At 51.9% G+C, this 25144-nt stretch carries 26 protein-coding genes; 13 read left to right on the top strand and 13 right to left on the bottom strand.

What is annotated here, in order from left to right; genetic code table 11:
* The first annotated feature begins 2 nt into the window (after positions 1 to 2).
* On the top strand, positions 3 to 299 hold the full coding sequence (locus EDM58_RS00320) for a MoaD-like domain-containing protein (protein ID WP_122911555.1): 297 nt from the start codon (positions 3 to 5) through the stop codon (positions 297 to 299).
* Between the two features lie 40 nt (positions 300 to 339).
* Here the strand turns inward: EDM58_RS00320 and EDM58_RS00315 are convergent, their stop codons facing one another.
* The gene (locus EDM58_RS00315; RefSeq protein WP_122911554.1) at positions 340 to 2151 is read right to left on the bottom strand and encodes an aldehyde ferredoxin oxidoreductase family protein; all 1812 of its coding nucleotides are present in this window, start codon (positions 2149 to 2151) and stop codon (positions 340 to 342) included.
* A 254-nt stretch (positions 2152 to 2405) separates the two neighbouring features.
* On the opposite strand from EDM58_RS00315, the gene EDM58_RS00310 reads away from it, so the two are divergent.
* The 4 genes from EDM58_RS00310 to EDM58_RS00295 are packed head-to-tail and all read left to right on the top strand — an operon-like array spanning position 2406 to position 5659.
* A complete protein-coding gene (locus tag EDM58_RS00310) occupies positions 2406 to 3323 on the top strand; it encodes a helix-turn-helix transcriptional regulator (RefSeq protein WP_122911553.1) in 918 nt (305 codons plus the stop codon).
* 40 nt (positions 3324 to 3363) lie between these two features.
* A complete protein-coding gene (locus tag EDM58_RS00305; RefSeq protein WP_221175395.1) occupies positions 3364 to 4242 on the top strand; it encodes an ABC transporter substrate-binding protein in 879 nt (292 codons plus the stop codon).
* 12 nt (positions 4243 to 4254) lie between these two features.
* Positions 4255 to 4914 carry an ABC transporter permease gene (locus EDM58_RS00300; RefSeq protein ID WP_122911551.1) on the top strand — a complete coding sequence of 220 codons (660 nt, stop codon included), beginning with the start codon at positions 4255 to 4257 and terminating at the stop codon, positions 4912 to 4914.
* A 4-nt stretch (positions 4915 to 4918) separates the two neighbouring features.
* Positions 4919 to 5659, top strand: a complete 741-nt coding sequence (locus tag EDM58_RS00295) for an ABC transporter ATP-binding protein (protein WP_122911550.1) — start codon at positions 4919 to 4921, stop codon at positions 5657 to 5659.
* Between the two features lie 11 nt (positions 5660 to 5670).
* Here EDM58_RS00295 and cdaS read toward each other — a convergent pair whose 3' ends face one another.
* The 3 genes from cdaS to ytxC form a co-directional block, all read right to left on the bottom strand.
* On the bottom strand, positions 5671 to 6285 hold the full coding sequence (gene cdaS / locus EDM58_RS00290; protein ID WP_122911549.1) for a sporulation-specific diadenylate cyclase CdaS: 615 nt from the start codon (positions 6283 to 6285) through the stop codon (positions 5671 to 5673).
* A 141-nt stretch (positions 6286 to 6426) separates the two neighbouring features.
* Positions 6427 to 8340 (bottom strand): threonine--tRNA ligase, encoded by a 1914-nt coding sequence (thrS, locus tag EDM58_RS00285; protein ID WP_122911548.1) that lies wholly within the window; start codon positions 8338 to 8340, stop codon positions 6427 to 6429.
* A 325-nt stretch (positions 8341 to 8665) separates the two neighbouring features.
* A complete protein-coding gene (ytxC, locus tag EDM58_RS00280; protein ID WP_122911547.1) occupies positions 8666 to 9583 on the bottom strand; it encodes a putative sporulation protein YtxC in 918 nt (305 codons plus the stop codon).
* Positions 9584 to 9899: 316 nt separating this feature from the next.
* Here ytxC and EDM58_RS00275 point away from each other — a divergent pair, with 316 nt between their 5' ends.
* The 3 genes from EDM58_RS00275 to EDM58_RS00265 are packed head-to-tail and all read left to right on the top strand — an operon-like array spanning position 9900 to position 12266.
* Positions 9900 to 10154, top strand: a complete 255-nt coding sequence (locus EDM58_RS00275; protein ID WP_122911546.1) for a FeoA family protein — start codon at positions 9900 to 9902, stop codon at positions 10152 to 10154.
* Positions 10151 to 10882 carry a FeoB small GTPase domain-containing protein gene (locus EDM58_RS00270; RefSeq protein WP_122911545.1) on the top strand — a complete coding sequence of 244 codons (732 nt, stop codon included), beginning with the start codon at positions 10151 to 10153 and terminating at the stop codon, positions 10880 to 10882. Before EDM58_RS00275 ends, EDM58_RS00270 begins: the two co-directional genes overlap by 4 nt.
* On the top strand, positions 10860 to 12266 hold the full coding sequence (locus EDM58_RS00265) for a nucleoside recognition domain-containing protein (RefSeq protein WP_122911544.1): 1407 nt from the start codon (positions 10860 to 10862) through the stop codon (positions 12264 to 12266). Before EDM58_RS00270 ends, EDM58_RS00265 begins: the two co-directional genes overlap by 23 nt.
* 75 nt (positions 12267 to 12341) lie before the next feature.
* Here the strand turns inward: EDM58_RS00265 and mqnC are convergent, their stop codons facing one another.
* From mqnC to EDM58_RS00250, 3 genes are all read right to left on the bottom strand, one after another.
* Positions 12342 to 13448, bottom strand: coding sequence for a cyclic dehypoxanthinyl futalosine synthase (mqnC, locus tag EDM58_RS00260; protein WP_122911543.1), 1107 nt, complete (start codon positions 13446 to 13448; stop codon positions 12342 to 12344).
* 157 nt (positions 13449 to 13605) lie between these two features.
* Positions 13606 to 13824 carry a hypothetical protein gene (locus EDM58_RS00255; protein ID WP_122911542.1) on the bottom strand — a complete coding sequence of 73 codons (219 nt, stop codon included), beginning with the start codon at positions 13822 to 13824 and terminating at the stop codon, positions 13606 to 13608.
* Between the two features lie 77 nt (positions 13825 to 13901).
* Complete coding sequence (locus tag EDM58_RS00250; RefSeq protein WP_122911541.1) at positions 13902 to 14798, bottom strand: spore coat protein; 897 nt, start codon at positions 14796 to 14798, stop codon at positions 13902 to 13904.
* Between the two features lie 257 nt (positions 14799 to 15055).
* On the opposite strand from EDM58_RS00250, the gene EDM58_RS00245 reads away from it, so the two are divergent.
* From EDM58_RS00245 to gerQ, 3 genes are all read left to right on the top strand, one after another.
* On the top strand, positions 15056 to 15622 hold the full coding sequence (locus EDM58_RS00245; protein WP_122911540.1) for a YqaA family protein: 567 nt from the start codon (positions 15056 to 15058) through the stop codon (positions 15620 to 15622).
* A gap of 146 nt (positions 15623 to 15768) precedes the next feature.
* The gene (locus EDM58_RS00240) at positions 15769 to 16191 is read left to right on the top strand and encodes a cell wall hydrolase (RefSeq protein ID WP_122911539.1); all 423 of its coding nucleotides are present in this window, start codon (positions 15769 to 15771) and stop codon (positions 16189 to 16191) included.
* A 30-nt stretch (positions 16192 to 16221) separates the two neighbouring features.
* A complete protein-coding gene (gene gerQ / locus EDM58_RS00235) occupies positions 16222 to 16662 on the top strand; it encodes a spore coat protein GerQ (protein ID WP_122911538.1) in 441 nt (146 codons plus the stop codon).
* 81 nt (positions 16663 to 16743) lie between these two features.
* Here gerQ and EDM58_RS00230 read toward each other — a convergent pair whose 3' ends face one another.
* From EDM58_RS00230 to EDM58_RS00205, 6 genes are all read right to left on the bottom strand, one after another.
* On the bottom strand, positions 16744 to 17874 hold the full coding sequence (locus EDM58_RS00230; protein WP_122911537.1) for a DUF2087 domain-containing protein: 1131 nt from the start codon (positions 17872 to 17874) through the stop codon (positions 16744 to 16746).
* A gap of 147 nt (positions 17875 to 18021) precedes the next feature.
* On the bottom strand, positions 18022 to 18501 hold the full coding sequence (locus EDM58_RS00225) for a PilZ domain-containing protein (protein ID WP_122911536.1): 480 nt from the start codon (positions 18499 to 18501) through the stop codon (positions 18022 to 18024).
* 315 nt (positions 18502 to 18816) lie between these two features.
* Entirely contained in the window at positions 18817 to 20070 is a 1254-nt protein-coding gene (locus EDM58_RS00220) for a GNAT family N-acetyltransferase (RefSeq protein WP_122911535.1), read from the bottom strand.
* Between the two features lie 83 nt (positions 20071 to 20153).
* Entirely contained in the window at positions 20154 to 21596 is a 1443-nt protein-coding gene (locus EDM58_RS00215) for an MDR family MFS transporter (protein WP_122911534.1), read from the bottom strand.
* 42 nt (positions 21597 to 21638) lie between these two features.
* On the bottom strand, positions 21639 to 22268 hold the full coding sequence (locus EDM58_RS00210; RefSeq protein WP_122911533.1) for an NUDIX hydrolase: 630 nt from the start codon (positions 22266 to 22268) through the stop codon (positions 21639 to 21641).
* Between the two features lie 138 nt (positions 22269 to 22406).
* Positions 22407 to 23480, bottom strand: a complete 1074-nt coding sequence (locus EDM58_RS00205; protein WP_122911532.1) for a branched-chain amino acid aminotransferase — start codon at positions 23478 to 23480, stop codon at positions 22407 to 22409.
* A gap of 243 nt (positions 23481 to 23723) precedes the next feature.
* Between EDM58_RS00205 and EDM58_RS00200 the strand changes: the two genes are divergently transcribed.
* Positions 23724 to 24173, top strand: a complete 450-nt coding sequence (locus tag EDM58_RS00200; RefSeq protein ID WP_122911531.1) for a hypothetical protein — start codon at positions 23724 to 23726, stop codon at positions 24171 to 24173.
* 40 nt (positions 24174 to 24213) lie between these two features.
* On the top strand, positions 24214 to 25050 hold the full coding sequence (locus EDM58_RS00195; protein ID WP_122911530.1) for a MerR family transcriptional regulator: 837 nt from the start codon (positions 24214 to 24216) through the stop codon (positions 25048 to 25050).
* Positions 25051 to 25144: the final 94 nt, after the last annotated feature.

Below are 25144 nucleotides of genomic sequence, written 5' to 3'. Positions count from 1 at the left end.
GCATGCATGAGCAAACACTGGAGTTGCGCGGGATTCGCATCTCCCATCTGCTGACCTATCTGGTCGAATGCGGTGGCGAGATCAACGGACAAGCCGCTGATGAACCGGGGCGGGAGGATCTCCCCCTTGTCGTATGCGGCAACCAGTGGCAAGCGGAATTGATGCGGGAGGAGACGGTCGCCATCACCTCCCGCTTCCACGTCAACGCCGTTTTCATCCGCTTCACTTCGGAGCGGGAAGACGTCTTGACCCAACTGTTGCAGCGCTTTCGAATCAAGGTCATCCGTGTAGGAGGGTAAGGAAAAAGGTGGAGTTTGGTCTTCCACCTTTTTCCTTTTCTTATGAAACGATATTCAATTCCTTAAGCTTGCTTTCCGGCACGACACCATCCACCCAGCCCCGCACTTGGTAATACTCATCCAGCATGACATCCATCCGGCTTAGATGGCCCGCGCTGTTGCCTGTGGCCGGCTCTTCGGTAAAGCGTTTGGGCAAGTGATCGTCCTCGCGCTTGTTGAAGCCTGCCAAATTATTGTAGTGGCGCTCCAGATTGTAGATTCTTTCGCCGATTTTCATGACGTCGTCGGCTGTCACCGGCACACCTGTCATGGCAGCGTACTGCTCCGCATAATTCTCCGCATTTTCCGAGAAGGAGGAGAATTTGCAGATGTTCATGGAATCGGAGAAAGCCAAAAGATCCTGGAAGATCTTCAGCAGCTCGCCTTTTCCTTCCGGCTTGAGGCGGTCTGTCGGCATCGGGATGCCCGCGATTTCACTGGCCACCGTGTAGCCGCGCAGGTGGCAGGCTCCGCGATTGCTCGTCGCGTAACCGAGACCAATCCCTTGAATGCCGCGCGGGTCGTACGCGGGGATCGCCTGGCCCTTGACGCACATCGCCAGATTCTCGTCGCCAAAATACTTGGCAGCGCGTGCGGTCCCTTCCGCGAGAACGTCGCCGATTCCCTTGCGGAACACCATCATCTCCGTCAGCTCGATCATTCGGTCGGCGTCGCCCCAATCGATTTTTTCCTCTGTCAGCCCCCGCTCATAAGCCTCCATCATACAGGAAAGGGTATTGCCAAGCTCAATCGTATCCATTCCATGCTCGTTGCACAGATTGATCAGGTATGAGATCGGCGCTGCATCACTGACTCCGCAGTTGGCGCCCAGCGCCCAGCCCGACTCGTACTCGAAGCTTTCCACCCTTGTCTTGTACTTGCCTTCCTTGACCTCTACTTCCTTTTTGCAGGCGACCGGACAAGCATGACAGGTGTTGTCTGCGACCAGCAGAGTAGCGTTTACCGTCTCTCCGCTGTGCCCTTCCGCTCCATCAAAATGCGTATACTTGGAGTTCATCGTCGGAAGCGCTCCGACTTCATTGATGATATTGGTCAAGACGTTCGTCCCGTAGACAGAGAGGCCGCCTTTTTTCGGCGCGGTCAAGCCGCCTTCCATGATCGCCTTGAGCGCCTTTTGATTGGCCTTCTTGTATTCCTCGTCCTGGGCGGGCTGAGGCATATTGCCTTTTTGCGCTGCCTTGATCACGATGGCTTTCAGTTTTTTGTAGCCTGCTACCGCACCCGTTCCGCCGCGTCCCGCTGCCCGATCGTGCTCGTTCATGAAGCCTGCATAGCGAACCAGGTTTTCTCCCGCTTGTCCGATGCAGATCACACTCAGGTCTTCCTTTCCATAGCGGTCTTGCATGGCCTTGACCGTCCCTCGCGTCCCCATTCCCCACAGATCACTGGCATCGCGCAGTTCTCCCTGGCCGTTCTCAATATAGAGGTAGACCGGCTTGTCACTGGCTCCCTTGAAGATGATGTTGTCGATCCCGGACCACTTGAGCCGGGCGGCTGACCATCCGCCCATGTGCGAATCTGTCACGGTTCCTGTCAACGGCGATTTGGTTACCATGCAAAGCCGTCCGCTCATCGAGGATCTGGAGCCCGTGACGGGGCCAGTCATCAAGCAGAGGATGTTATCTTCGGAAAACGGCTCGACTTGCGGTCCGTTGTCGTAGACGTACTTCACTCCCAAACCCCGGCCGCCGATAAACTTGCGCGCCAACTCCTCATTGATTTCCCGATAGTCCACGACACCTGCAGAGAGGTCAACCAGCATTTCACGGTTCTTGAAGCCACCTAGTTTCACGGTACGATTCCTCCTGTTCTTCATTCATATTGAAAACGCAAATATTGGTTACCTACTTCGACTCAAGATTGGGTTTTCCTTCCTATATATCGTGAAAAAAGCCGAATATGCCTAATTTTTCGATTATTTTGTTGCTTCTTTGCAGTTGGTAAAGTATGTTAAAGATAGGCTCAAATCATGTAAAACAAACAAAAACCAACTAGACCAAATTCAACCAAACTAAAGATTTCCTTTTCTCGGAAGGAGGTGTTACTGTGGATGATTCCTACTTGACCCCGGATGAGGTAGCTGTCGAATTGAAGCTGACTCGCTATACGGTCTACGAAATGATCAAGCGCAAAGAATTGCCGGCAGCCAAAATCGGACGAACCCTGCGCATCCTGCGAAGCGATCTGGACGTGTTCATGCAACGCAACAAGTCGCGAGAAGAACACCCTCCCTATCCCCCGGGACACGCCAGCCAGTCCGAAGCCACCTGGGAAATTCTCTTCGCCGGCAGCCACGACCTGACAATCGACCTCTTGACGCGCATGCTGGCACGGCGCGGAACTACGCTGCTCCCCGCCTTCTCGGGCAGTCTGGACGGACTGATCGAGCTGTACAAAGGACGTGTCGAAATGGCGGGATGCCATCTGCTGGACACAGCCTCAGGCGAGTACAACCTGCCGCATGTTCGCTGCCTTTTGCCGCATGATGAGATAAGGGTCGTCAATCTGGTCAACCGCTGGCAAGGATTCGTGGTCCCGAAAGGAAATCCGCGGATGATCACCAGTTGGGAGGAGTTTTTGAGCGGACGTCACCGGATTGTCAACCGGCAGCGAGGCTCGGGGACTCGCTTGCTGTTGGACTACAAGCTGCGGCAGACCGGCCGATCATCCCAAACCCTTCCCGGCTACGATCTGGAGATGACCACCCACTATGCGACTGCCTCTCATGTCTTGCAAGGAAAAGCGGATGTCTCCCTCGGGATCGAAAGCGTCGCCAGGGGGCTGGGACTTGATTTCTTTCCGATTCAGGAAGAACGCTACGATCTGGTGATTCCCGCACGCCTCTGGGAGCAGGAACGCTTTCAGCAACTGCTGGCAGTGCTGCGTGACCCGGCCTTCAAACAGGCGGTCGTCGGGCAAGGGGGATATAATGTTTCCCTGACCGGAAAAGAGATTCCCCTGTAGATGATCATGATTGCTATCCTATTCAAGGGAGATGAGAAGAATGAAAACCATCCAATCTATTACAACACTATTTTGTTTGGCGCTCCTCCTCCTGCTTGCTGCCTGTTCCTCTTCGCAGCCTGCCGCCGCACCCGAACAGGGCAATCAGCCCGCTGCAGCACCTGCACCGGCACCCTCCGCAGGCGAAAAGAAAGAGATTATTCTCGCTACCACTACCAGCACCCAGGATTCCGGCCTGTTGGATGCCTTGCTGCCTGTTTTTGAGCAGCAATCCGGCATCACCGTAAAAGTAATCGCGGTCGGCACCGGACAAGCCATCAAATTGGGCGAGGAAGGAAATGCGGATGTCCTCTTGGTCCACTCTCGCAAAGCCGAGGACGAATTCGTCGAGAAAGGCTTCGGCATCAACGCCTTCGATGTGATGTACAACCAGTTCTATATCGTGGGGCCTGCTGAAGACCCCGCCGGGATAAAAGGCGTTCAGAGCGCCAAGGAAGCCATGGCCAAAATCGCCGAGAAACAATCCCCGTTCGTCTCGCGCGGCGATGATTCCGGTACCGACAAGAAGGAAAAAAGCATCTGGAAGGAAGCTGCCATCACTCCAGAGGGCAGCTGGTATGTCTCCTCCGGCCAAGGCATGGGCGAAACCCTGCAGATGGCAGATGAGATGAGGGCCTACACCTTGACCGACGAAGCCACCTTCCTCTCCCGCAAGCTGAATCTGGAGGTGCTGGTGCAAGGAGATAAGTCGCTGCTGAACCCATATGGCATCATCCAGGTCAAATCGTCCGCGAAACCGGAGGAAGGCATGCAGTTGATCCGCTTCTTCACAGAGGAGCAGGGACAGAAGCTGATCGGCGAATTCGGCAAGGAAACCTACGGCAAAGGGCTGTTCGTTCCTGATGCCAAAAAGCGCTAGGAGTATTCCGTTATGATGACCCAGGATGTCTGGGAGGTCATCTGGCTCTCCCTGCAGGTAACGACGGTGTCGGTCGCGATCGGGATGCTGGCAGGAATCCCGACCGGCACCCTGCTCGGGCTTTATTCGTTTCGCGGCAAACGATTCGTCGTCGCTCTCATCTACACTTGCATGGGACTTCCTCCCGTGCTGGTCGGCGTCGTCGTCTATCTGCTGCTCTCCCGTTACGGGCCTCTTGGTTCGCTCGGGCTGCTGTTCACGCCGGAAGCGATGATCATCGCCCAGGTGATTCTGGTTACACCCATCCTCGCTGGCCTGACGATGTCGGCTGTGCAGGCCAAGGAACGGGCGTATTGGGAGACCGCGAAAAGTCTGGGCGCCAGTCCTGTGCAGATGATGATCACCATCGTCCGTGAAGCGCGCGGCGGCATTTGGTCCGGGGTAGCTGCCGCATACGGCAGGGCGATCTCCGAGGTCGGAGCCGTGATGCTGGTCGGGGGCAATATCGAGCATCACACTCGCGTCATGACGACCGCGATCATTTTGGAGACACGGACGGGGAATTTCACAGCGGGGCTGCAATTGGGGCTTGTCCTGCTCGCCATCAGTTTTCTGTTCAACAGCTTTCTGATGGCTGGCGTCTTGAACCAAATGAAATCCAGGCGGAGGTGAGCGCATGGACCGCGTGGAAGTACGGAATCTGGAAGTAACCTACGGAAATAGAACGGTTCTCGCCGTGGATCGCGTTTCATTCGAGCGGGGCGGCTTTTACGGGATCGTCGGCCCTAGCGGAGCGGGGAAAAGCACACTGCTTCGCATCATGAATCTCTTGGAAAGGCCAGTGAGCGGGCAGCTACATCTGTTTGGTACGGAAGTGGACCTGACCTCCCTCTCCTATGCGAAAGGCTTGCCCCTCCAACGGCAAATGGGTTTTGTGGCGCAAAAACCGTCCATGTTCCAGGCGTCGGTCTACGACAATGTCGCTTTGGGCTTGCGCTACCGAAAAAAAAGCCGGATGGAAATGCAAGCATTGGTGGAAGAGGCACTGGAGCTGGTCGAGCTGTCGCATGTTCGCGATCAGCGAGCCAATACGCTGTCGGGCGGTGAAGCTCAACGCATCGCCCTCGCCCGTACACTCGTCTGCGATCCGTCCCTGCTATTGCTTGATGAACCGACTGCCAGCCTCGATCCGTACAATATCTCCATTTTTGAACGGGTGATCCAGACCATACATCGGCAAAAGCAAACGACGATTCTGATGATTACGCACAACCTGCCCCAAGCCAGGCGACTGGCTCAAACCTGCCTGTTCGTAAACAATGGACGAATCGTGGAACGCTCTGACACGGAAGCGTTTTTCCATCGTCCGCGGTGTACGGAACTGGCGGATTTCATCTCGGGGCGGATGATTTGTTGACTCGAACATGATCAGCCCATGGTATTAATCGGATAGAGGTGACCGTTCAGGGCAAAGGAAATCCTGCCTGTTTCCTCGGAGACAACGAGTACTAGGGCATCGCTTCGCTCTGTTAATCCCAGTGCGGCGCGATGTCTTGTACCCAGCTTTTTATCCCCTGTATATCGGTCTGATAGCGGAAGAATATTCGCGGCAGACACGATCTGATCCCGGTTTACCATGACAGCGCCGTCATGAAGGGGGTTTCCGGGGAAAAAGATCGATTCCAACAGCGAATGGGTCAATTCAGCTCTCAGTAAAATACCCGGATGAATCAATGCGTCCAAAGAATCTTCTCGTTGTATGACGATCAATCCGCCATGTCTGCGAATCGACATATTTTGGACACTAATGGATATTTCCGGGTTTTTATTCGTATAGGGAGACAAATAACAATGTAAATAGAAATTCGCTGCTGCCATTTGGATTTGAATGAAATGCTCTTTTATTTTCTGGAAACTGCCCAGCAGACAATTGTTTTCATCGTCCATAGCTGCCAAGTTATTCTGGAGTTCCGTAATCACCCGGCGAATATCTTCTTTAATCGCTAGTTTCATCGGCGAAAAGTCGCAATCCGCTTGATTCATGAAAGAACCGCCCCTTCCCTACCCAACTCGGACATCATCCATAAGGTTCCCTATCATGAAATAATCATCCCCAAACAAGTAAAAGCGGGCTGCTCCTTCTGTGGGAAGGACAGCCCGCTCTTTCTTTCAGCTTGTTTTGCTTTATTTCATTTCATTGATTTCAGCACGGATTTTTTCGATAAACGCGTCTACAGACATGGCACCTTCATCGCCAACGCCGCGGCGGCGTACAGACAGCGTGCCATCCGCCATTTCTTTTTCCCCGATAACCAAGCTGTACGGGATTTTTTGCACTTGTGCTTCACGGATTTTGTAGCCGATTTTTTCATTGCGCGAATCCAGTTCGACGCGGATTCCGGCTTGCACCATTTTTGCCTTCACTTCTTCCGCATACGGAACGTGTACGTCGTTGATGGTCATGATGCGAGCCTGGACCGGAGTCAGCCAGGTTGGGAATGCGCCGGCGTAGTGTTCGATCAGGATGCCGATAAAGCGCTCCATCGAACCGTACATCGCACGGTGCAATACGACTGGGCGATGCTTCTCATTGTCTTGGCCGATGTAGGAGAGGTCGAATTTCTCCGGCATCTGGAAGTCGAGCTGGATCGTACCGCATTGATGACGGCGCTTGAGCGCGTCTGTGATCTGGAAGTCGATCTTCGGACCGTAGAAAGCTCCATCGCCTTCTTTGACGTCATACGGCATGCCGGATTCCTCGAGCACTTTGCGCAGAGCATTCTCTGCTGCTTCCCACAGCTCGTCTGAACCCATCGAATCCTCTGGACGAGTCGACAGCGCAACACTGTACTCGAAGCCGAACACCTTGTAAATGGAGTCGATCAGCTTGATCATGTTTTTGATCTCGCCTTCGATCTGGTCAGGGCGGACAAATACGTGTGCGTCATCCTGACAGAAGGTGCGCACCCGCAGCATGCCGTTCAGAGCGCCAGAAAACTCGTGGCGGTGAACCTGACCGAACTCGGAGTAGCGTATCGGCAGGTCGCGGTAGGAATGCATGGTGTTTTTGTAGATCATCATATGACCAGGACAGTTCATCGGCTTCAACGCGTAAGTCGTATCATCTACCTCGGAGAAGTACATGTTTTCATGGTAGTGGTCCCAGTGGCCGGAGTTCTGCCAGAGGCGCTGGTTCATGATGAACGGCGTGCGAACCTCTGTGTACTCAGCCAACTGCTGCAGACGGCGGGAGAATTGCTCCAGCTCGTTGCGCACAGTAAAGCCGTGCGGCAGGTAGAACGGCATGCCAGGAGCTTCCTCGGAGAACATGAACAGCTCAAGCTCTTTGCCCAGTTTGCGGTGATCGCGCTTTTTCGCTTCCTCGATGAAGTGCAGGTATTCTTCCAGCTCAGCTTTTTTCGGCCATGCTGTACCGTAGACGCGCTGCAACACTTGATTATCCGAATTGCCGCGCCAGTAGGCACCCGCAACGCTCATCAGTTTGAAGGCTTTGATGTAGCCAGTCGATGGCAGATGCGGACCGCGGCACAGGTCGAAGAATTCGCCTTGCTCATACAGGGTGATGGTCGCATCCTCCGGCAGGTCGCGGATCAGTTCAAGCTTCAGATGATCGTTCAATTCTTGGAAGATTTTTGTCGCTTCTTCGCGGCTTACGACTTTGCGGCGAATCGGCAGGTCTTCTTTTGCAATTTTCTCCATCTCCGCTTCGATCTTGCTCAGATCTTCTGGGGAGAGGGATACAGGAATATCCATGTCGTAATAGAAGCCGTCTTCAATGACCGGCCCGATCCCGAATTTTACTTCCTTGCCGTAGAGGCGTTTTACTGCCTGAGCGAGCAAGTGCGCTGTGCTGTGGCGATACACTTCCAGTCCGTCTGCCGAATCGAGAGTGACGATTTCGATAGCAGCATCTTCATGAAGAGGTGTGTAGAGGTCTACCACTTTGCCGTCTTTTTTGCCGGCTACGGCTTTCTTTTTCAGACTCGAACTAATGGAGCCTGCGATATCTTCGATTGTAATGCCCGCGTCATACTGACGGACTGCACCATCTGGAAAAGTAACATTAATCTGTGCCACTTTGGTTTCTTCCTTCCTGATTGCCATTTTTTAGAGAAAATAAAAAAACACCCATCCCAAAAAGGGACGAGTGCAGTCTCGCGGTACCACCCTACTTCGAGTTGGCGCGCACTTGCGGCATCCAAACTCCTTCGTTGCAATAACGGCTTTTCACCGGCATGCCGTTAGTAAAAGCATACGCTTCGTTCCCGGCAGCTACTTGAAGGGGGTAGATCACTATACGTCCGCAGCGGGCTTCCAGCCGATGTCCCGCCTCTCTGTCGCGTCCTGCATACTGTCCGTGTCCTTCTCATCGTATTTCCAACATGTGAACTTATAAAAGCTATTATAGTTTAGTCGGATTGTGCGCGTCAAGCACGCGTTTTCCCCGACAAAGCTGACAGGAATGACAGGTGATCAGGCGGCTGTCAAAAATGCTTTGGATCGTCTTGGCGAGACCCGGCTTATCCCCTGCCTGATGCAAAACAATGCTTTGCGGGGCAAGCGTGACCAAGGCGCTTACCAGATAGTCTTCGTCGCGGCACTGCTGTTCATCCAGATTCAGAACCGCATCCAATTGCTCCAGCCACAGACGATCCCCTTTTTCATCATAAAGATGGAAGGGTTTGTCCACACTAGGAACGATGTGAACCACTTCCTGCTTGCTATCCTGGGCGGAGATGAAATAGCGCAGAAGCTCTACAAATTCCTCATACTGCTTTTCCTCGAGAAAATCATCGATTCCTGCCTCGACGAGTTCAAACAGCTCATTCCAATGCTCTTGCAGGCGGAATCGTATGAAGCCAGTCAAATGAATGGATCGCTCGGTCTCCAGGTATTGGAAGGCCTTTTGATACACCTTGGCCTTTCTCGTCGTCGCCGTGAACCAGCCTTCGTTCATCTGATCGTTTTCCTGACACCGCAAAAGGATTGTCGGCAGCATCTCTTCCCATTCGTCCTCTAGTTGCTCCACCTGCAGCAAGTCGGCAGCCATCTCCTCGATGACTTCCGGTTCTTTCACTTGCATGACCCATTCTGCGATCGTCAAGGCTACGAAGGCTCTGGCCCAGTCGATGGTTTGGGCGTCGTACTCCTGTTCACACCAGCTCTGGAAGAGAAATAGGTGTAGGCCGTCCTGTTCCTGATCCTTGTATTGAATCCGTACTGGAGCAGTATTTACCCGATCCGTCATCTCGTTCACGATATCCCGGTACGTGTTACAAAGCGTGGGGATATTCTCCAGCCAGACGCGGAATGTCTGCATGATCATCCCTCCCAACCGCAATTGTAGTTACAGTATATGTCCCGTCAGAAGCGATATACTTTTAAACGGTTGGAAACAACGAGAAGGTTGCAAGTACCTCCCTCACCAAAAGCCCCCATTTGCGCATACACTACTCGAAAACCCATCTCCAAGACGTTTTTGCCGCAAAAAGTTTCCCTCAGTAAAAACTTTGTTGCAAAGGAAAGAATCTTCGTTTACACTACATTCATAATAAAATCGAGAAGTATTTTTTTTCGCAAAAGTTTGCCCTCATACAACAGTTTGTCTTTGACGAAAGAAAAGGAGCGTGAACGTCATGTCAACTTCCAGCATTCCTTTATCTGACGCTGCGACAGGAAGTCAGATCTGTTTGGATCGCATCGAAGTTCAGGGTGTATTGCGCAGACGATTGCTCGACCTGGGATTCGTCCCTGGCAATATAGTAGAGGTTGTACAAAAAAGTCCGTTGGGCGATCCGATCGCCTTTCGGGTCAACCATACCATGATCGCATTGCGCAAGGAGGAAAGCTCCCTCATCTTCGGGGAGTATGTCGGAGGCGATTCGTTGTGAGAACCTACACCATCGCGCTTGCCGGGAATCCGAATACCGGAAAAAGCACCTTGTTCAACACCTTGACCGGACTGCGCCAGCATACCGGAAACTGGGCGGGCAAAACGGTTCTGATGGCGGAAGGCGAATTTACGTACGGAAAATCCGCTTTTCGCATGATTGATTTGCCAGGTACGTATTCCTTGTATTCCAACTCCGCTGACGAGGAAGTCGCGAGAGACTATATTATCTTTGAGCAGCCGGATGTCACGATTGTCGTCCTGGACGCTACTTCGTTGGAAAGAAACCTGAATCTCGCCTTGCAGGTTCTGGAAATGACCTCCCGAGTGGTGGTGTGCGTCAATTTGATCGACGAAGCCAAAAAGCGGGGTGTGCGGATCGACTTGCAGATGATCTCGAAGAGGCTGGGCGTCCCCTGTGTCGCCATCTCTGCGCGAAACAAAATCGGGATCGATGCCTTAATGGAGCAAGTCGAGAAGGTCGCCAGCGGAGAAATCTCTCCGGAGCCTGTACAAATCCCCTATTCGAAAGAGATTGAAGAAAAAGTAAAGGAATTGCAGCCGATCATCGCGCAAACGCTGGGTACTCGTTTTCCGACCAGATGGATTGCACTGCGGCTCCTCGACGGAGACGAAGGCCTGTTGAAATCGCTGCGGGAGCGGATGCAAGAACCAACTGTGCCTGTAAAAAGGGAGAGGATCGGACATGAGCAAACCATATGCCACTAATTCGTCTGATCCGTTGGATGCGCTGCTGGCTGTGACGCGAAACGCTGCAGAGGGAAATGCCATCCGCGACACGATCGTCAGTGACATCTACCGGCTGAGCCGCTCGATTTGCAAAGAGGCTGTCACCTATGAAGACAGGCGAAAATTGGCGTCTGCCTACAAGCTGGACAAATGGGTCACGTCGAGAATCTGGGGCTTCCCGATCATGCTGGCGATCCTGGGAGCTGTCTTTTGGATTACGATCGCCGGGGCCAATGTGCCGTCTGCCTGGATAGCCAGCATGTTTGGCGTCGTCGAGGGCTACCTCACGGCTGGCTTTCAAGCAGTAAACGCGCCAGATTGGCTGCACGGGATTCTCGTACTCGGTTTTTTCCGCGGCACGTCATGGGTTGTCAGCGTCATGCTCCCGCCGATGGCTATTTTCTTCCCGGTGTTCGCTTTGCTGGAAAACTTCGGGTATCTGCCGCGCGTCGCATTCAATATGGACCGTTTGTTTAAAAAATCAGGAGGGCACGGAAAGCAGGCCTTGACGATGTCCATGGGCTTTGGCTGCAACGCTGCTGCCATCCTCTCCACCCGGATCATCGAGTCGCCACGGGAGCGGATGCTGGCGATTCTGACCAACAACTTCGTTCCCTGCAACGGGCGCTGGCCTACCCTGATCCTGCTCTCCTCGCTGTTCATGGCGACTGGCGCAGTAGGCGGCTGGCATACGCTCACAACGGCTCTTATCGTGATGGGAATGGTGCTGATCGGCATCGTCGTGACTCTGGCTGTCTCCTGGGCCTTGTCCAAAACCGCCCTGCGCGGAGTGCCGACCCACTATACGCTGGAGCTGCCGCCTTATCGACGCCCGCAATTTTGGAAAACAATCCTGATCGCATCCAAGGACAAATCCTGGAGCGTATTGAAAAGAGCTGTGGTCGTCGCAGCGCCTGCCGGGGTGCTGACATGGATTTTGGGCAATATCACGGTCGGCAATGACAGCATCCTCGGTCATATGGCTGCCTTTTTTGATCCGTTCGCGCAATTGATCGGCCTCGACGGGTACATCCTGATGGCTTTCATTCTCGGTCTTCCCGCCAATGAAATCGTCCTCCCGATCCTGCTGATGGGCTATTTGTCCTCCGGAGCGATGGTCGATGCGGATGGGATCGACAACATCAAGGAGATCTTCCTCCAGCACGGCTGGACCTGGCTGACCGCGCTGAACATGATGCTGTTCTCCCTGCTTCATTATCCATGCGGCACAACCTTGTTCAATATCTACAAGGAAACCAAAAGCGTGAAATGGACAGTATTGTCCGCGGTGATTCCGCTGGCGATTGCAATCGCGGTGACGTTCGTTACGGCTCAAGTGATTCGCGCTCTTGGCTGGGTATAGATTCAATCAAAAAGCCTTTGCAAGGAACCGGTTCGTACCGGTACCTGCAAAGGCTTTTTGTGATTGGCTGAAGAATCAGTTCTGCATTACGAAATCCTTCTCCGCCATTTCGCCATCCTTGAAGACGCGCAAAATGTCGTACTGCGTGTTGCGTTGAGCCGGAATTTTGCCAGCTCCGCGAATCAGTTCGAGGATTTGGTTCGTGTTGACCTTGTAAGTACATGCTGCAGCGGAGACGACGTTTTCCTCCATCATGGTTTGTCCGAAGTCATTGGCCCCATAAGACAGCGACAACTGGCCGTATTCGGGTCCCATGGTCACCCAGGAAGCCTGGAGGTTCTCCACGTTGTCCAGCATCAAACGGCTGATCGCCAAGGTTTTCAGGTATTCCTCAGGCGTGTTGTTGACCGCTTTCATATTGGTGTTGTCCGGCTGGAAGGTCCAGACGATAAACGCCTTGAAGCCGCCAGTCTCATCCTGGGCTTCACGAATGCGCATGAGAGACAGCACGCGCTCCTCCATCTCTTCCCCGAAGCCGATTACCATCGTCGCTGTACCAGGCAGTCCAGCGCGGTGTGCGGCTTTTTGCGTATCGATCCAGTCTTTCCAGGAGCCCTTCAAGCGGGAGATCTTGCGGCGCGTACGGTCGTCCAAAATCTCTCCGCCCGCACCCGGCAACGAATCAAGACCCGCTGCTTTCAATTCACGAAGAACGTCTTCCACACTCATGTTGGAGACTTCGGCGATTTTCAGAACCTCTGCCACAGATAGCGAGTGCATGGTAATCTGCGGAAAGCGCTGCTTGATCGAGCGCAGCAGATCGGTGTAGTACTCCAGTTTGAGATCAGGGTTGGTACCGCCTTGCATCAAGATCTCGGTTCCTCCAACATCTACCGTCTCCTGAATTTTTTGGAAAATGGTCTCCTTGGGAAGCACGTAGCCTTCCGCGGAACCAGGCGGCCGGTAAAATGCGCAAAAGCGGCAATAGGTGTCGCAAACGTTCGTATAGTTGACGTTGCGGCTGATGACGAATGTCGCGATCGGATCTGGATGCCATTTTTGCATGATCAAATTGGCATAGTGCCCCATCTTTTCAATCTGATCGCTCTCGAATAATGCCAATCCATCTTCGAGACCCAGGCGTTCCCCAGCTAGGGCTCGTTCTAATATGTTGTCGATCACCAGGATCACTCCTCGAGTTCATACATTCATTTCCACCCCACATGATACCATATCTCCAGGACCCCGGCTATAGTCCAGGGTTTGACAAAGGTTCTTGCGCAATGCAAAAACAACCTTGCCCAAGGACAAGGTTGTTGAGGTAACGCACGCGTAGCGCTTATTCAAAACCGATCTGTTCGTACACTTCCGGCTCCCAGTAGATAACGGACTGAGCAAGCGGCAGATTTGTCTCCCGGGCTCCATTTGGTTGACCGTTAAAGTATATGATCTCCGTAACCGAGACCCGATCCCCACGAACATCGATTTCCCCTGACAATTGCAGACTGGTACCATCTGGGGCGTAGTAGACCACTTTCCCCGAACCTAGTGTTTTCATGGCTCCTCCCAATGACGTTTGTCTTTCCTTCTATAGTAGTGGATATTCTTTCCTAACGTCAATGGGAGGGGCGGGACTTAATGACCGATATTCATGTCAGAGGAAGTCGCTTTTTTACGCCCGCGCGCCGCCTTTTCTTCCACGTTTTGGGACAAAACTCCTGTTGGTTCTGCACCGGCCGTCTGTAACTCATCCGTGATCATTGACGTATTTCCTATTGGCTGATGCGAATATTGCTCACGGTAGGCCGGAGATGAAAAGATCTGGCTAGCATTCACCGGTGAAGGCTCCCCCATTGACTGGGATGCAGCATAGGACTCTGTCATGCCGCGCGCCAATTGTGCCGAAATGCCTCCGGCCATGGCTGGATTGACGGGCTGGACATTGTTCGGCATAGGCTGGGGCATCGCTTGCTTGAGCGGTTGGTAGGCACGCAGCAGCTGCGAGCTCGTCGTATGCGGAAATACTGCCAGCGGATAATAGCCTTTTCGCTCCATGTACTGCCACACCTCATAAGCCTGATGTGAACAGTTGATCGCTCCCTGGAGCAGCATTTCCCGGATTTGGGGATGGGAAGCCTCAAGGGAAGCGTGCAGCTTTCCTTTGGCGCCCGCTTTATGAATGCCCAATAAAGCCGAGGCCACATCGGCATCATTCACCTCAGAGGGGTGGAGATTGGGCTGCTGCTGCATCGAAAATGCTGCAGGATTGGGCATGCCGGAAAAAGGCGCCTGCATCTGACGCTTCGGCCTGTACGGCAGACTTTCCCCTGCCCCTACACCTTGCACCGTATGTACCATGCTGTTGTACTCATTTTGCATGAAGGTCATTTGGTGGTAAACAAGCTGCGCCAATTCGGGATCGGTGACATGCGGAGAGTACAGTTGAATCGTATTCAACGCATCTACGGCACAGTTTAACACCTCGTGAAGCTCCATGACTTCATGGGCCCCATGCGGATGGGAATGCATCATCAAGATCTCCTCCTTCTTCTCACTGCTCGGATCATCCTAGCATCTGTGACCGCCTGTAGCGGGTGCCGACGAGGATGTACTATCAGACAAAATCCCTAACAGTATGTCCGAAAACGGACCATCCTAGTAGTGTCCAGTCATCAGGTGAAATTCATAAGCGGACTATGATATGATCATAGGAGAAGGAAAATGTTCGGTCTTTGTTTTGGGACAGAATCATATAAGAATATTACAGTAGAACCCCTAAGGAGACGCCCATGCTGGAACAACTGACACAATTTTTTATGGATTATGGAATTTGGGGCTTGTTTGTCGTCGCGTTCTTGGATTCCTTCATTCTTCCGATTCCGCCTTTTTTTGTACAGATCGGCTTGAGTTTTATAGATCCGCAGGCATCCCTGCGAATTGCGCTGATCGCGTTCACCGGCTCCGTCCTTGGGGCTCCGATTGGTTACATACTGGGCAAGTGGCTGGGCAAACCGATTCTTCAAAAGATCATCCCTGAAAAATGGGTCGTTCTCGCTACGGAACAATTCGCCAAAAACGGCGATGCTGCCGTCCTCATCGGTTCTTTCACGCCGATTCCTTTCAAGGTGTTTACCCTGTTGAGCGGCGTGTTCAACTACTCACTGGTCAAGCTGCTGCTATTCGCGATTTTGGGTCGCGGCTTGAAGTTCTTTCTGATAGGAATCTTGTTCTATCTCTACGGAAAGCATGCAAAAGTTCTGCTCGATGACTATCTGGAGGTCAGCCTGCTAGGCGTGGCCGTAGTCGTCGCCATTCTCTGGTTCTGGTGGGACAGACGTAGAAAAAAACGTCCTTAAAGCCTTTTGGCGCAAGGACGTTTTTCATTTTCGCCAAGCACTCTGCGGCATAGGCCATGCTCCCGGGGAAAATTTCTTTGGTACACTCACCCATCTAACGGCAGGCCATATAGTGTTATTGTGAGTTTTTGCGAGGAGGTGAAGCATTGGCTGTCATAAAGGTGAATTCGGGCGATGTGGATTTATTAGCGCGATTGATTCGCGCGGAGGCGGAGGCAGAGGGCGAGCTAGGCATGCTGATGGTGGGAAATGTCGGGGTAAACCGGATTCTTTCCAATTGCCTGGACTTTAAAAATATCCGCTCCATGCGGGACATGGTGTTCCAATCCCCTGGAGGTTATGAAGCGGTGCAAAAATCGTATTTCTACCAGCGCGCTCGGGACAGGGAAAGACGACTGGCCAGGCGCACGATCAATGGAGAACGAACACATCCCGCATCAAATGCGCTCTGGTTTTTCCGCCCTGCCGGCAATTGTCCGCCCACCTGGTATAATCAATCGAATTCTGGCCGTTATAAAGCTCATTGCTTCTTCGTACCGTCGCGTGAAGATTGTCCACGTGTTTTCTAGAGAACAGATTGTTAAAGGAGCGAGTTCATCATGAGTCAACAAATGCCTTTCAATCCTTATACCCAATACGGATATGACATGTACCCTTCTGCCCAGTATCCATTTGGCTTCCAACAACAACCGCAAGCTCAGCAGCCGCAAATGGTTCCCATGCAGCCCGGCGGCTCGATGATCCCCGGTATCCCCTTTATGCCCGGGCAACAACCAGTTGTCGAGGAGTCCTATATCGAGAACATCCTGCGTCTGAATCGCGGAAAAGTGATCACTGTGTACCAAACCTTTGAAAACAACACCCAATGGAATGCAAAAATTTTCCGTGGCGTACTAGAGACGGCTGGCCGCGACCACATCATTCTAAGTGATCCCCAAACCGGCAGACGATACCTGCTGCTCATGGTGAACACCGATTACATCACGTCAGATGAAGAATTGAACTACATCCCTCCTCAAATCCCTGGTATGCCCCGTTAAGCAGATAGATACACAGCGAAGCCACTCCTGCCTGCCTGTAAGAACGCAGCGAAGGAGTGGCTCCTGTATGTTTTCAACCGATTACTTGCGCTTTTCCTGATTGTATCCCCGCTCATTGTAGGGCTTTATCTTGTCGAGCCACTTCTCCTCCAGCTTTTCCAAGGCGTCGCTCACTCGAAAGCCGGGCTCGTTTTTATCTTCCAATACTTCCAGCACTTCGAATTCAAAAGCATCTGCGCCCCATTCTTCCAGGTCCTTTTGCAGCATAGGATTGGGGAACGTACCTTGCTGAAGCATAAATTTCTTTCCATTCATCGTCTTCAGATTGGGGCTGCTCATGATCAGCACTTTTCCGTTCTTCACGTTTTTGATCTGATACACCCCTGCCTGCGGCTTGGTTTCTTTATACTGCATTTTTAAGACTTGTCTTCTGTCCATCTCGACGTCCCCTTCCTGCTCCCTTTTCTGATGAAGCCAGTAGTTGCTGCCATCCGCCTCCCGATCCAGAAGACCGAAATCGACGAGATACCGCCGCACCGTCACATAATCCTCGTAGACGGCTTGCAGAATTTCATTGACCTCTGGTTCTGTATACAGGCGGTCCGGTTCAAAACGCTTGGCAACCTCCTCGAGAACGATCCTTTTCTCCTTTTGCTTGCGCGGCAGCTTGATCAGCCCACCATGGCTTCGCTCCGGCAAATATTTGGAGAGGATAGCCTTGCGCTCTGCCAGCACGGCATTGGGTTTCCGACTCCCTTCCCACCCGGACAGGGATGGGCGTACATCTGCCTGGTGATCCCGTTCCTTCAACAGCTCCATCATAGTCAGAAAAACCTTTGCTTGCCGCTCTTTTTCTTTCAGCACAAAGCGGTGGTTGCGGATCGTGGATGTGCTTCCAATACCGGTCTGCTGCTGCACCTCAACATCGCTCAATCCCTGATAAAACAGCCGCAGCAGCGTAATTTGATGCTCCGAGAGTCCTGTCAGCTTTTTGTCCAAATGGCTCAAGTGCATGAATACAGAGCCATGCTCCTGCTCGATATGATGGCGCATGTAACGACGCGCGTCATAGAAAAAGCCGTCTACCGGATAGATCACGCCTTGTTCGGCCTCTTTTCCACAGAGCAAGCAGAGAATGCGATCCTGGCGTTCTACAAACCCCTGTTTCTGTTCTGCGGAAGTGGCGGACCAAAAATCATCTAGAACATCCATAAATAAACACGCCCTGTTTTAGTTTGTCATTATGTAGATAATATAACATTACATCTATTCACATTCAACATGAATAATCATATTGTTTACCCGTGAGCCCTTCATGCCATTCTAGAACAAAAAAAACTCCGCGTCGTCAACGCAGAGTTACTCCTCTTCATTCGGCTCATCCTTGGCTTGTGCTTGTGCCAATTCCATTAAAAACTGGCGGCGATCTCCCTTCCAGAAGCGGCCATCACTTGGCACTCGCTTGTTGCGGTAGCGAATGGCCAGGCGGTTTACCAGTCGATTAATTTCCAAATGTTGTGTTTCTTCCATTGTAAAGCGGACTGCATATTCATAATAGTCGTTTTCCCAAGGTATGCTGCGGACCACATGACCGTACATGGTCAAAGGCTGTGAGCAAAGCTCTGTCTCGAATTGAAGGACGAGTTGATCACTGGCGGGCATTTTCAAATGAGAAAGAAAGCGCAGACCACCTGCACCTATATCTTCAATCAGGACCGTGGTGCTGCCGATTTCCATCGTCTTGCCTTTGACAAGTACAATTGTCATCTCTGCACAGAGCGGATGCTCCAGTCTTAGTCGAAAATATTCCCGCTGATGTTCCACTTGCACGCCATTCATACCCTCACCTCTTTTCGACAGACAAACGCCTGTTCACCCAGGTGTAACTCAATTTATTTCTTCTTTGGGTGATTCATATCCTCTTTTTTTATGTTGTAATTCTCCCAAAGGTACCGCAAATCGTGCTGATAAGAGTCATGCTTTTGCAAGCGGAAGAGGAGTTCGACTACAAACCAGACCACAAGCAAGAAACCAAAAAAGACAACCAAGGTCAAATAGATCATAACAGCCTTCCCCCTTTTTACCATCGTATGGGAGAAGGCGTCTAAAGATACGGGAAAGCGATTACATTGTGTCAATTTTGTGAAATTCGACTTAGAACGGAGTCGTGCATACCGGTTTTTGGGGGACGTGGAACAGACGCTCCAGCCACGGCAGAGCGGATTCGTTGTCCAGCTCGACCAGCCCGTAGGTGTGCAGCTTGCCAATATTGACGACTCCCATCAGCAAGGAAGAGAACTCGGAAATGTCCATCCTCAGTTCAACATCCGCCTCTCCTGTTTCTATCACTTCCGGGAGTCCTTCCGTAAAGTGAATCAACCAGGAACCCTCGTTTTCAGGTAGAAAGGAGTCGCGAATCGTCAATCGAACGACGCCATTCTCCTTGTTGAAGCTGCGCCGCGAGAGTTGCTTGAAAAAGAGCGGCACATCGATGATTCTGTGCATCAGACCGACTCCGGACACATTGCTTTCATGGTAGACGCTCGGCAATATATTGGCCGTGCCGTTGCCAGGATCCTGGAGCAGCAGATGAAAATCCTCGTCGTGTACAGTCAGGATGATGCGCTGCACCTGATCGGCCTGGCTGTGCAGGAAGGAGAGAAGCTGCCCCAATGCTTGCCGATTCTCATAGTAGAATTCCTTGACGATCATATGGTTGAACATGCGGTTTTTCTCATGCCCATTCTGGAACTGGAAGGCGAGGTAGCCGCTGATCCTTCCTTCTTCCCTGCATCCTACCACGATCAGCTCGGGCTGCTCCAGGAACGCTTGCAGCCCGCGCTCCCTCCGGATCATCATTCCGTGTGTCTTGCGCACGACTCTTTGGTAGCAGGCCAGGATCTCCTCTTTGTCCTCCATGCCCAGGTACACCACCTTGTCCTTGGCTGTGTACGGCAGACTGGATGGAAGAACCTGGTATTGATTGATTTTGGTGCCCATCCCAAACCCCATCTTTTTGTAAAAGTCGACGCGGAATGGATAGAGCGAGACCAGACTGACGCCGCGGTCGCGATAGGATTTGAGGAAATGAAGAATCATTTGCTTGGCGATCTTCTCTTTCTTGTGCAAAAGGTCAACGGCAACCAGGCCGATCCCGCCTGTCAGCAGCTTGATTCCGTGGACATTCATGGAAAAATCATCCCACCGCATGATCCCTGCCAGCTTTCCTTCCCGGTACCAACCGTGGAAGCTGGCATACGGGTCGTTTTGCAAGGTATCCTTCACGCGTTCTGTGAAACGCATTCTCCCCTCAGGCGCCAACAAATTGCTCCCCGGGTAAGCCATGGCTGCGATTCGTACCAGTTCCTCGACTTCTTCTGCCGTTATTGGGCGAATTTCTTCATACATCCTAGACACACCTGCCCCCTGGAATCGTTGTCGTTACAAAAAAATGGTAACGAATGCCAGGGGGGTTCGGCAAGCAGAATTCTTTATTTTTTGGCAAAAACTTGCTGTTTGCCCAGCTTGTTGAGGACGATCGCCAGGAAGAGGCTGCATACAGCAAGAAGCAATGTTCCGGTAAAGACAACATGAACCCCGGAAGCCAACACTTCTCGCACCTCGCGTAACTGCTCTGCAGAAATAGCCCCAGTCTCAAACGAGGAGCCCAGATTGCTGTGTCCGCTCCCGATCGTCACAAGGTTGAACACCATTCCGAAAACGGCTGCGCCAAACGTCTGGCTGAAGGTACCAGTAAAGGTGTTGAGGGCAACAGCTGTCCCGCGCTGTTCAACCGCGACGGATGCCTGAATTTTGACCATGACGATCGGCGTGATCAAGCCCATGCCCAAGCCAATCAAACCTACGCCTACGTAGACAAGAAAGTCGGGAGAGCTCTCTGACAGCCAGGACAGAAGGGAAGCAGCCACTGTGAGAACGGCTGTACCTGTGATGATCAATTGCTCTGCACGAAGGCGTCCAAGCAATTGTCCCGAAAGGACAGCTCCCAATGTCCAGCATACGGACATCGGCGTCAAGACGAAGCCGGCTACAGTCGCACTCTCTCCCAGCACGCCCTGTGTCCAGATGGGGAGATAGACGACAAGACTGATGACGATGCCGTTGATCACCAGGCTCAACAGATTAATCATGGAGATATTGCGATTGGTGAAGAGGTTCAGTGGAATCATCGGTTCGGGCGACTTTCTTTCGACGTAGAAAAAGAACAGGAACGAGATCAGGCTGAAACCGATCAAAGAAAGAATCGTGGGATTCAGCCAGCTTTGATCCTGGCTTCCCGTAAGCAAGGCGTACAGCAGGGCAATCGTTCCGACGGAGAAGATCAGCGCTCCGGCGTAATCGATATGGCGCTTGGTTTTATTCATCTTCTGTTCCTTGTAGTACAAGATAAGCATCAAAAAGGATATCAGTCCAAAAGGCAGATTCAGAAAAAAGATATAGCGCCAGGAGACGGTATCGACGAGAAAACCGCCGACTAAAGGACCAGCCACACCGGAAAAGCCCCATACGGCACTGATCCAGCCCTGGGATTTGGCCCTGGCAGACAGGTCGGAGTACAGATCGCCGATGATCGTCATCGTAATCGGCATGACCGCCCCTGCTCCAAGCCCCTGAATCGCCCGGAAAATAATCAATTGCTCCATCGACATCGCAATTCCACACAAAGCGGAGCCTGCCAGAAAAATACCGATCCCTATCAAAAAGATTTTTTTACGCCCGAACAAATCCGCCAGCTTTCCGTAGATTGGGGCGGAAACGGCCGTCGCCAGCATGTATATGGCGTACACCCAGCTCACTTGCTCGAAGCCGGATAATTCACTGGTAATTCGCGGTACGGCTGTGCTTACAATCGTGCCTTCCATCGCGGCAAGAAATGTGGCAAGCATCAGCGCGATCATGATTTTTACTCTCATACGTAACTCCTCTCTCTGTACAAACCACCCCGCAGCCCCGTCCTATGCTCGACCCCCGCGTCGTTGCAACGCGGTGAATACCTGATGGTAATAGTGGGGCTCATGGGCAACAAAATCCGATAGCCCAACCTCCAATGCGCAATCCCGTGCTGCGCCATCCTCCTGCAACAGGAAGCCGCTCGCTTGTATACTTGTGGTTTTCCCCGCAAAAAGGTCCACAATCTCGTCCAGCTCTACCCATAGAAGGCCGACAACCTCTTCCTCCTGAAGCTTGTAGTCGGATAAAGGCTGGTCGCATTCGTAGAGAAAGACATGGCACATCTCCTTGTCCACAATCTGCGGCCCCGTCATCACATCCCGGATGACACCGACGGGAGCCAACGCTTCATAGGCGATGTGAAGCCCCAGCTCTTCTGCAAGTTCGCGTACGCCATCCTCCGGTCTCTCCCCTGCCAGAAGGTGTCCTGCCGAAGTAATGTCCAGAAGGTTGGGGCAAGTATCTTTCTCAGGATGCCGTTTTTGAAAAAGCAGGTGGATTTGCTCCCCCGCCCTGCGATACAGCCAGCAGTGAAACGTCTGGTGCCAGTCCCCTGCCCGGTGCACTTCGCTTCTGGGCTTGACGCCAATGTGCCGACCTTGCTCATCATAAATATCGAGTTTTTCCCCAAGCATCTGTTCTCCTCCACCCCTACCTGCTCTTCGTCTTACTACGTTAACAGCCCAATCGCGAAAAATCTATAAAAATGAATGAAAAAGGCACAGTTCCCTTGTTCTAGCATGGGGAACCGCGCCTTTTTTGGATAGAGATGCCTACTCGGTTACTTTCACCGACCAGCCAAATTTGTCTTCGACCACACCGTACTGGATTCCTGTCATGGTATCGTACAGCTTTTGCGTCAACTCTCCGGTCTTCGCGTCATTGATTACCATTTTGTTACCGTTCCAGCTCATTTCGCCGATCGGTGAAATGACGGCGGCGGTTCCGGTGCCGAATGCTTCTTCCAGTTCACCGTTCTGGTATGCCTGGAACAAATCTTCCACGGAAATGCGCTTCTCGACGACATTCAGGCCCCAATCCTTCAACAAGTGGATGGTGGAGTCACGCGTGATCCCCTCGAGAATGCTTCCATTCAGCATCGGTGTCCATACTTCTCCGTTTACTTTGAAAAAGACGTTCATACTGCCTACTTCTTCAATGTATTTGGTCTCAATCGCATCCAGCCAGAGCACTTGCTCGTACCCTTTTTCATGGGCTTCTGTCTGCGCTTTCAGGCTGCCTGCGTAGTTGCCAGCGGTCTTGGCATTGCCCGTTCCGCCGCGGACAGCACGGACATAGCTGTTTTCCACGTGAATTTTGACTGGCTTCATTCCGGATGCGTAGTAAGCTCCTACTGGCGACAACAGAATGATCAGCTTGTAAGTATGGGAAGCTCTTACACCCAGGCAAGCCTCCGTCGCAATGACGAAGGGACGAATGTACAGAGATGTTCCTTCTGCGGTAGGGATCCACTCTTTCTCCACACTGACCAGCTTCTTCAATGCTTCTACCATAAACGCTTCATCCACCGTCGGCATGTCCAACCGGGTCAAGGAACGATTGAGGCGTTTGAAGTTTTGATCAGGTCTGAACAGTCGTACTTCTCCATCTTGATTGCGATATGCTTTCAATCCTTCAAATACGGCTTGACCGTAGTGGAAAACCATCGCAGCCGGATCAATCGTCAGCGGGGAATACGGTTCAATTCTCGGATCGTGCCAGCCTTTTCCCTCGGTGTATTCCATGACAAACATATGGTCAGTAAAATGCACCCCGAACGCAAGCTTGTCATGAGCTGGCTTCTCTTTTTTCTGGTCTGTCAAAGCAATGGTTAACTGACACTCCATTTTCTACATCTCCCTCACTATTGTGATCCTATGTGTACTAGTACTAACATAGCAACTATTTTGACAGATTGCTAGTCTATCCAGACTGCCAACCACTGCCTGATTTTTTACCAGGTCTGTGAACATGGCGCGAAATGCTTTGGTCCGCTCATCCAGACACCCTGCTCGTTGGTTTTTCTGTCTTCCCTCCATTATACTAGAAGGAAAGCCTGCAAACAGCTTCAAGAAAGGAGAATTTCACGCATGTCGACTTCACATATAAAGCTCTCCCAGCGCGAAGCTATGCTGCTCGAAGCGGCAAGAGCCCACGGTTTTGTCGATGAGGAGATCATCCACAAGCTGAGAGGGGGAAACCCTGCACCATTTCTGGAAATCGAAGAAGGAAAATACGATTTTTCACCGCTTTTTGCCTTGTACGAAGAGAATCGTGAACTTTTGGAAGAAGCCATTCGCGAAGGATATGCGATCAAATACACAACTTTTAATGGAATTAAATTTATTTTAAATAAACGCTATAACCTGGAGCCGCCTCGTGATTATGAGACCGAAGAGACAGCATTTATCGGTATCCGGCTGGCAGAAAAGGATGTGGCTTGGCTGCGTTCTACGCTTTCCGGCAACTGGCGGATCGTGGAGATGGAACGTCTGTCGAAGTCGGGTGAGTCAGTCATTCGTATCGAGTGGAACGGGTAGGGTGTGAGTTTTTGGTCCGTGAAGAAAGGAGCGTTCACCCATGCTCAAGATCGGGGATTTTGCCAAACGGAGCGGCGTGTCCGTAAAAACCTTGCGCTATTACGATGAACTGGGGCTCTTGAAACCCGCTCGTGTAGACGAGAGGAGCGGTTATCGCTATTATTCGGCCGATCAGCTTTTGACCATCAAAAGAATTGCCTATTTTAAGGAAGAAGGTTTCACTCTTGAACAAATCAGAACTTTCCTGAATGAGGACACCTCATCCCCGGGAGTGAAGACGGCCCTCTTCACCAAACACTCGGAATTGAAAAATGCCATCCATGAAGCACAACGTCAGCTCGATGAAATTAACGAGCGAATCAATCAATTGAGCGATATCAAATCATTGGATGAAGTCTCGCAAATTACGATTCGCAGTGAACCGTCCGTTTTGGTCGCATCCTTGCGCGACCAGATTCCGATGTCCAGCCTGTGCTTGCTGCTAGATGAAATCAAACAGCATGTTCGCAAGCATGGCGAAAATGAAAACCGCCCGCTCACTGTACTTTGGCATCGGAGAAACCCGGAAGATGGCCTTGTAGATGTAGAGGTAGCCATTCCGGTGTCTAGCTCCATCCCGGAAACCGGTAAGGTAAGGGCCGTTTGGCTGCCGGCAATACAGAGTGCGGCAAGCCTGATTCATGCGTGCGATCCTTACGCTTTATTCTGTCCGAAGATCTCGCACGTGCAGGCATGGGTGGTCTCAAATGGTTACTTGCAGTCTCCGCTGGAAGCAATCCGCGAGATTATCATGACCCCCGACAAAAATATGTATGGCCGACAGCAAATGGCAGAACTGCTCATCCCCATACAAGCTGAGTCAACGAATCTCCCCTGACATTTCCATCATCAGGGGATTTTTTTGTGAACAGTCTTGACTCTCCCCTTGACTGGAGGGTATAGGATGAACTCAGAAAATCGTCAAAGGAGTG

It is taken from the genome of Brevibacillus panacihumi (assembly GCF_003710985.1).
Taxonomy (GTDB): Bacteria; Bacillota; Bacilli; order Brevibacillales; family Brevibacillaceae; genus Brevibacillus; species Brevibacillus panacihumi.
Note: the sequence above shows the minus strand (reverse complement) of the source record. Positions and strands in the feature narration are given on the sequence as shown.

Excerpts from the sequence above, each read along its gene's own strand:
- EDM58_RS00195 (WP_122911530.1), top strand. The coding sequence starts at position 24,214 with ATGCTCAAGATCGGGGATTTTGCCAAACGGAGCGGCGTGTCCGTAAAA.
- EDM58_RS00200 (WP_122911531.1), top strand. The coding sequence starts at position 23,724 with ATGTCGACTTCACATATAAAGCTCTCCCAGCGCGAAGCTATGCTGCTC.
- cdaS (WP_122911549.1), bottom strand. The coding sequence starts at position 6,285 with ATGAATCAAGCGGATTGCGACTTTTCGCCGATGAAACTAGCGATTAAA.
- EDM58_RS00205 (WP_122911532.1), bottom strand. The coding sequence starts at position 23,480 with ATGGAGTGTCAGTTAACCATTGCTTTGACAGACCAGAAAAAAGAGAAG.
- EDM58_RS00210 (WP_122911533.1), bottom strand. The coding sequence starts at position 22,268 with ATGCTTGGGGAAAAACTCGATATTTATGATGAGCAAGGTCGGCACATT.
- EDM58_RS00245 (WP_122911540.1), top strand. The coding sequence starts at position 15,056 with ATGCTGGAACAACTGACACAATTTTTTATGGATTATGGAATTTGGGGC.
- EDM58_RS00250 (WP_122911541.1), bottom strand. The coding sequence starts at position 14,798 with ATGATGCATTCCCATCCGCATGGGGCCCATGAAGTCATGGAGCTTCAC.
- EDM58_RS00225 (WP_122911536.1), bottom strand. The coding sequence starts at position 18,501 with ATGAATGGCGTGCAAGTGGAACATCAGCGGGAATATTTTCGACTAAGA.
- EDM58_RS00275 (WP_122911546.1), top strand. The coding sequence starts at position 9,900 with ATGTCAACTTCCAGCATTCCTTTATCTGACGCTGCGACAGGAAGTCAG.
- gerQ (WP_122911538.1), top strand. The coding sequence starts at position 16,222 with ATGAGTCAACAAATGCCTTTCAATCCTTATACCCAATACGGATATGAC.
- EDM58_RS00295 (WP_122911550.1), top strand. The coding sequence starts at position 4,919 with ATGGACCGCGTGGAAGTACGGAATCTGGAAGTAACCTACGGAAATAGA.
- EDM58_RS00265 (WP_122911544.1), top strand. The coding sequence starts at position 10,860 with ATGAGCAAACCATATGCCACTAATTCGTCTGATCCGTTGGATGCGCTG.
- ytxC (WP_122911547.1), bottom strand. The coding sequence starts at position 9,583 with ATGCAGACATTCCGCGTCTGGCTGGAGAATATCCCCACGCTTTGTAAC.
- EDM58_RS00300 (WP_122911551.1), top strand. The coding sequence starts at position 4,255 with ATGATGACCCAGGATGTCTGGGAGGTCATCTGGCTCTCCCTGCAGGTA.
- EDM58_RS00255 (WP_122911542.1), bottom strand. The coding sequence starts at position 13,824 with ATGAAAACACTAGGTTCGGGGAAAGTGGTCTACTACGCCCCAGATGGT.
- EDM58_RS00320 (WP_122911555.1), top strand. The coding sequence starts at position 3 with ATGCATGAGCAAACACTGGAGTTGCGCGGGATTCGCATCTCCCATCTG.
- EDM58_RS00215 (WP_122911534.1), bottom strand. The coding sequence starts at position 21,596 with ATGAGAGTAAAAATCATGATCGCGCTGATGCTTGCCACATTTCTTGCC.
- EDM58_RS00305 (WP_221175395.1), top strand. The coding sequence starts at position 3,364 with ATGAAAACCATCCAATCTATTACAACACTATTTTGTTTGGCGCTCCTC.
- EDM58_RS00230 (WP_122911537.1), bottom strand. The coding sequence starts at position 17,874 with ATGGATGTTCTAGATGATTTTTGGTCCGCCACTTCCGCAGAACAGAAA.
- EDM58_RS00220 (WP_122911535.1), bottom strand. The coding sequence starts at position 20,070 with ATGTATGAAGAAATTCGCCCAATAACGGCAGAAGAAGTCGAGGAACTG.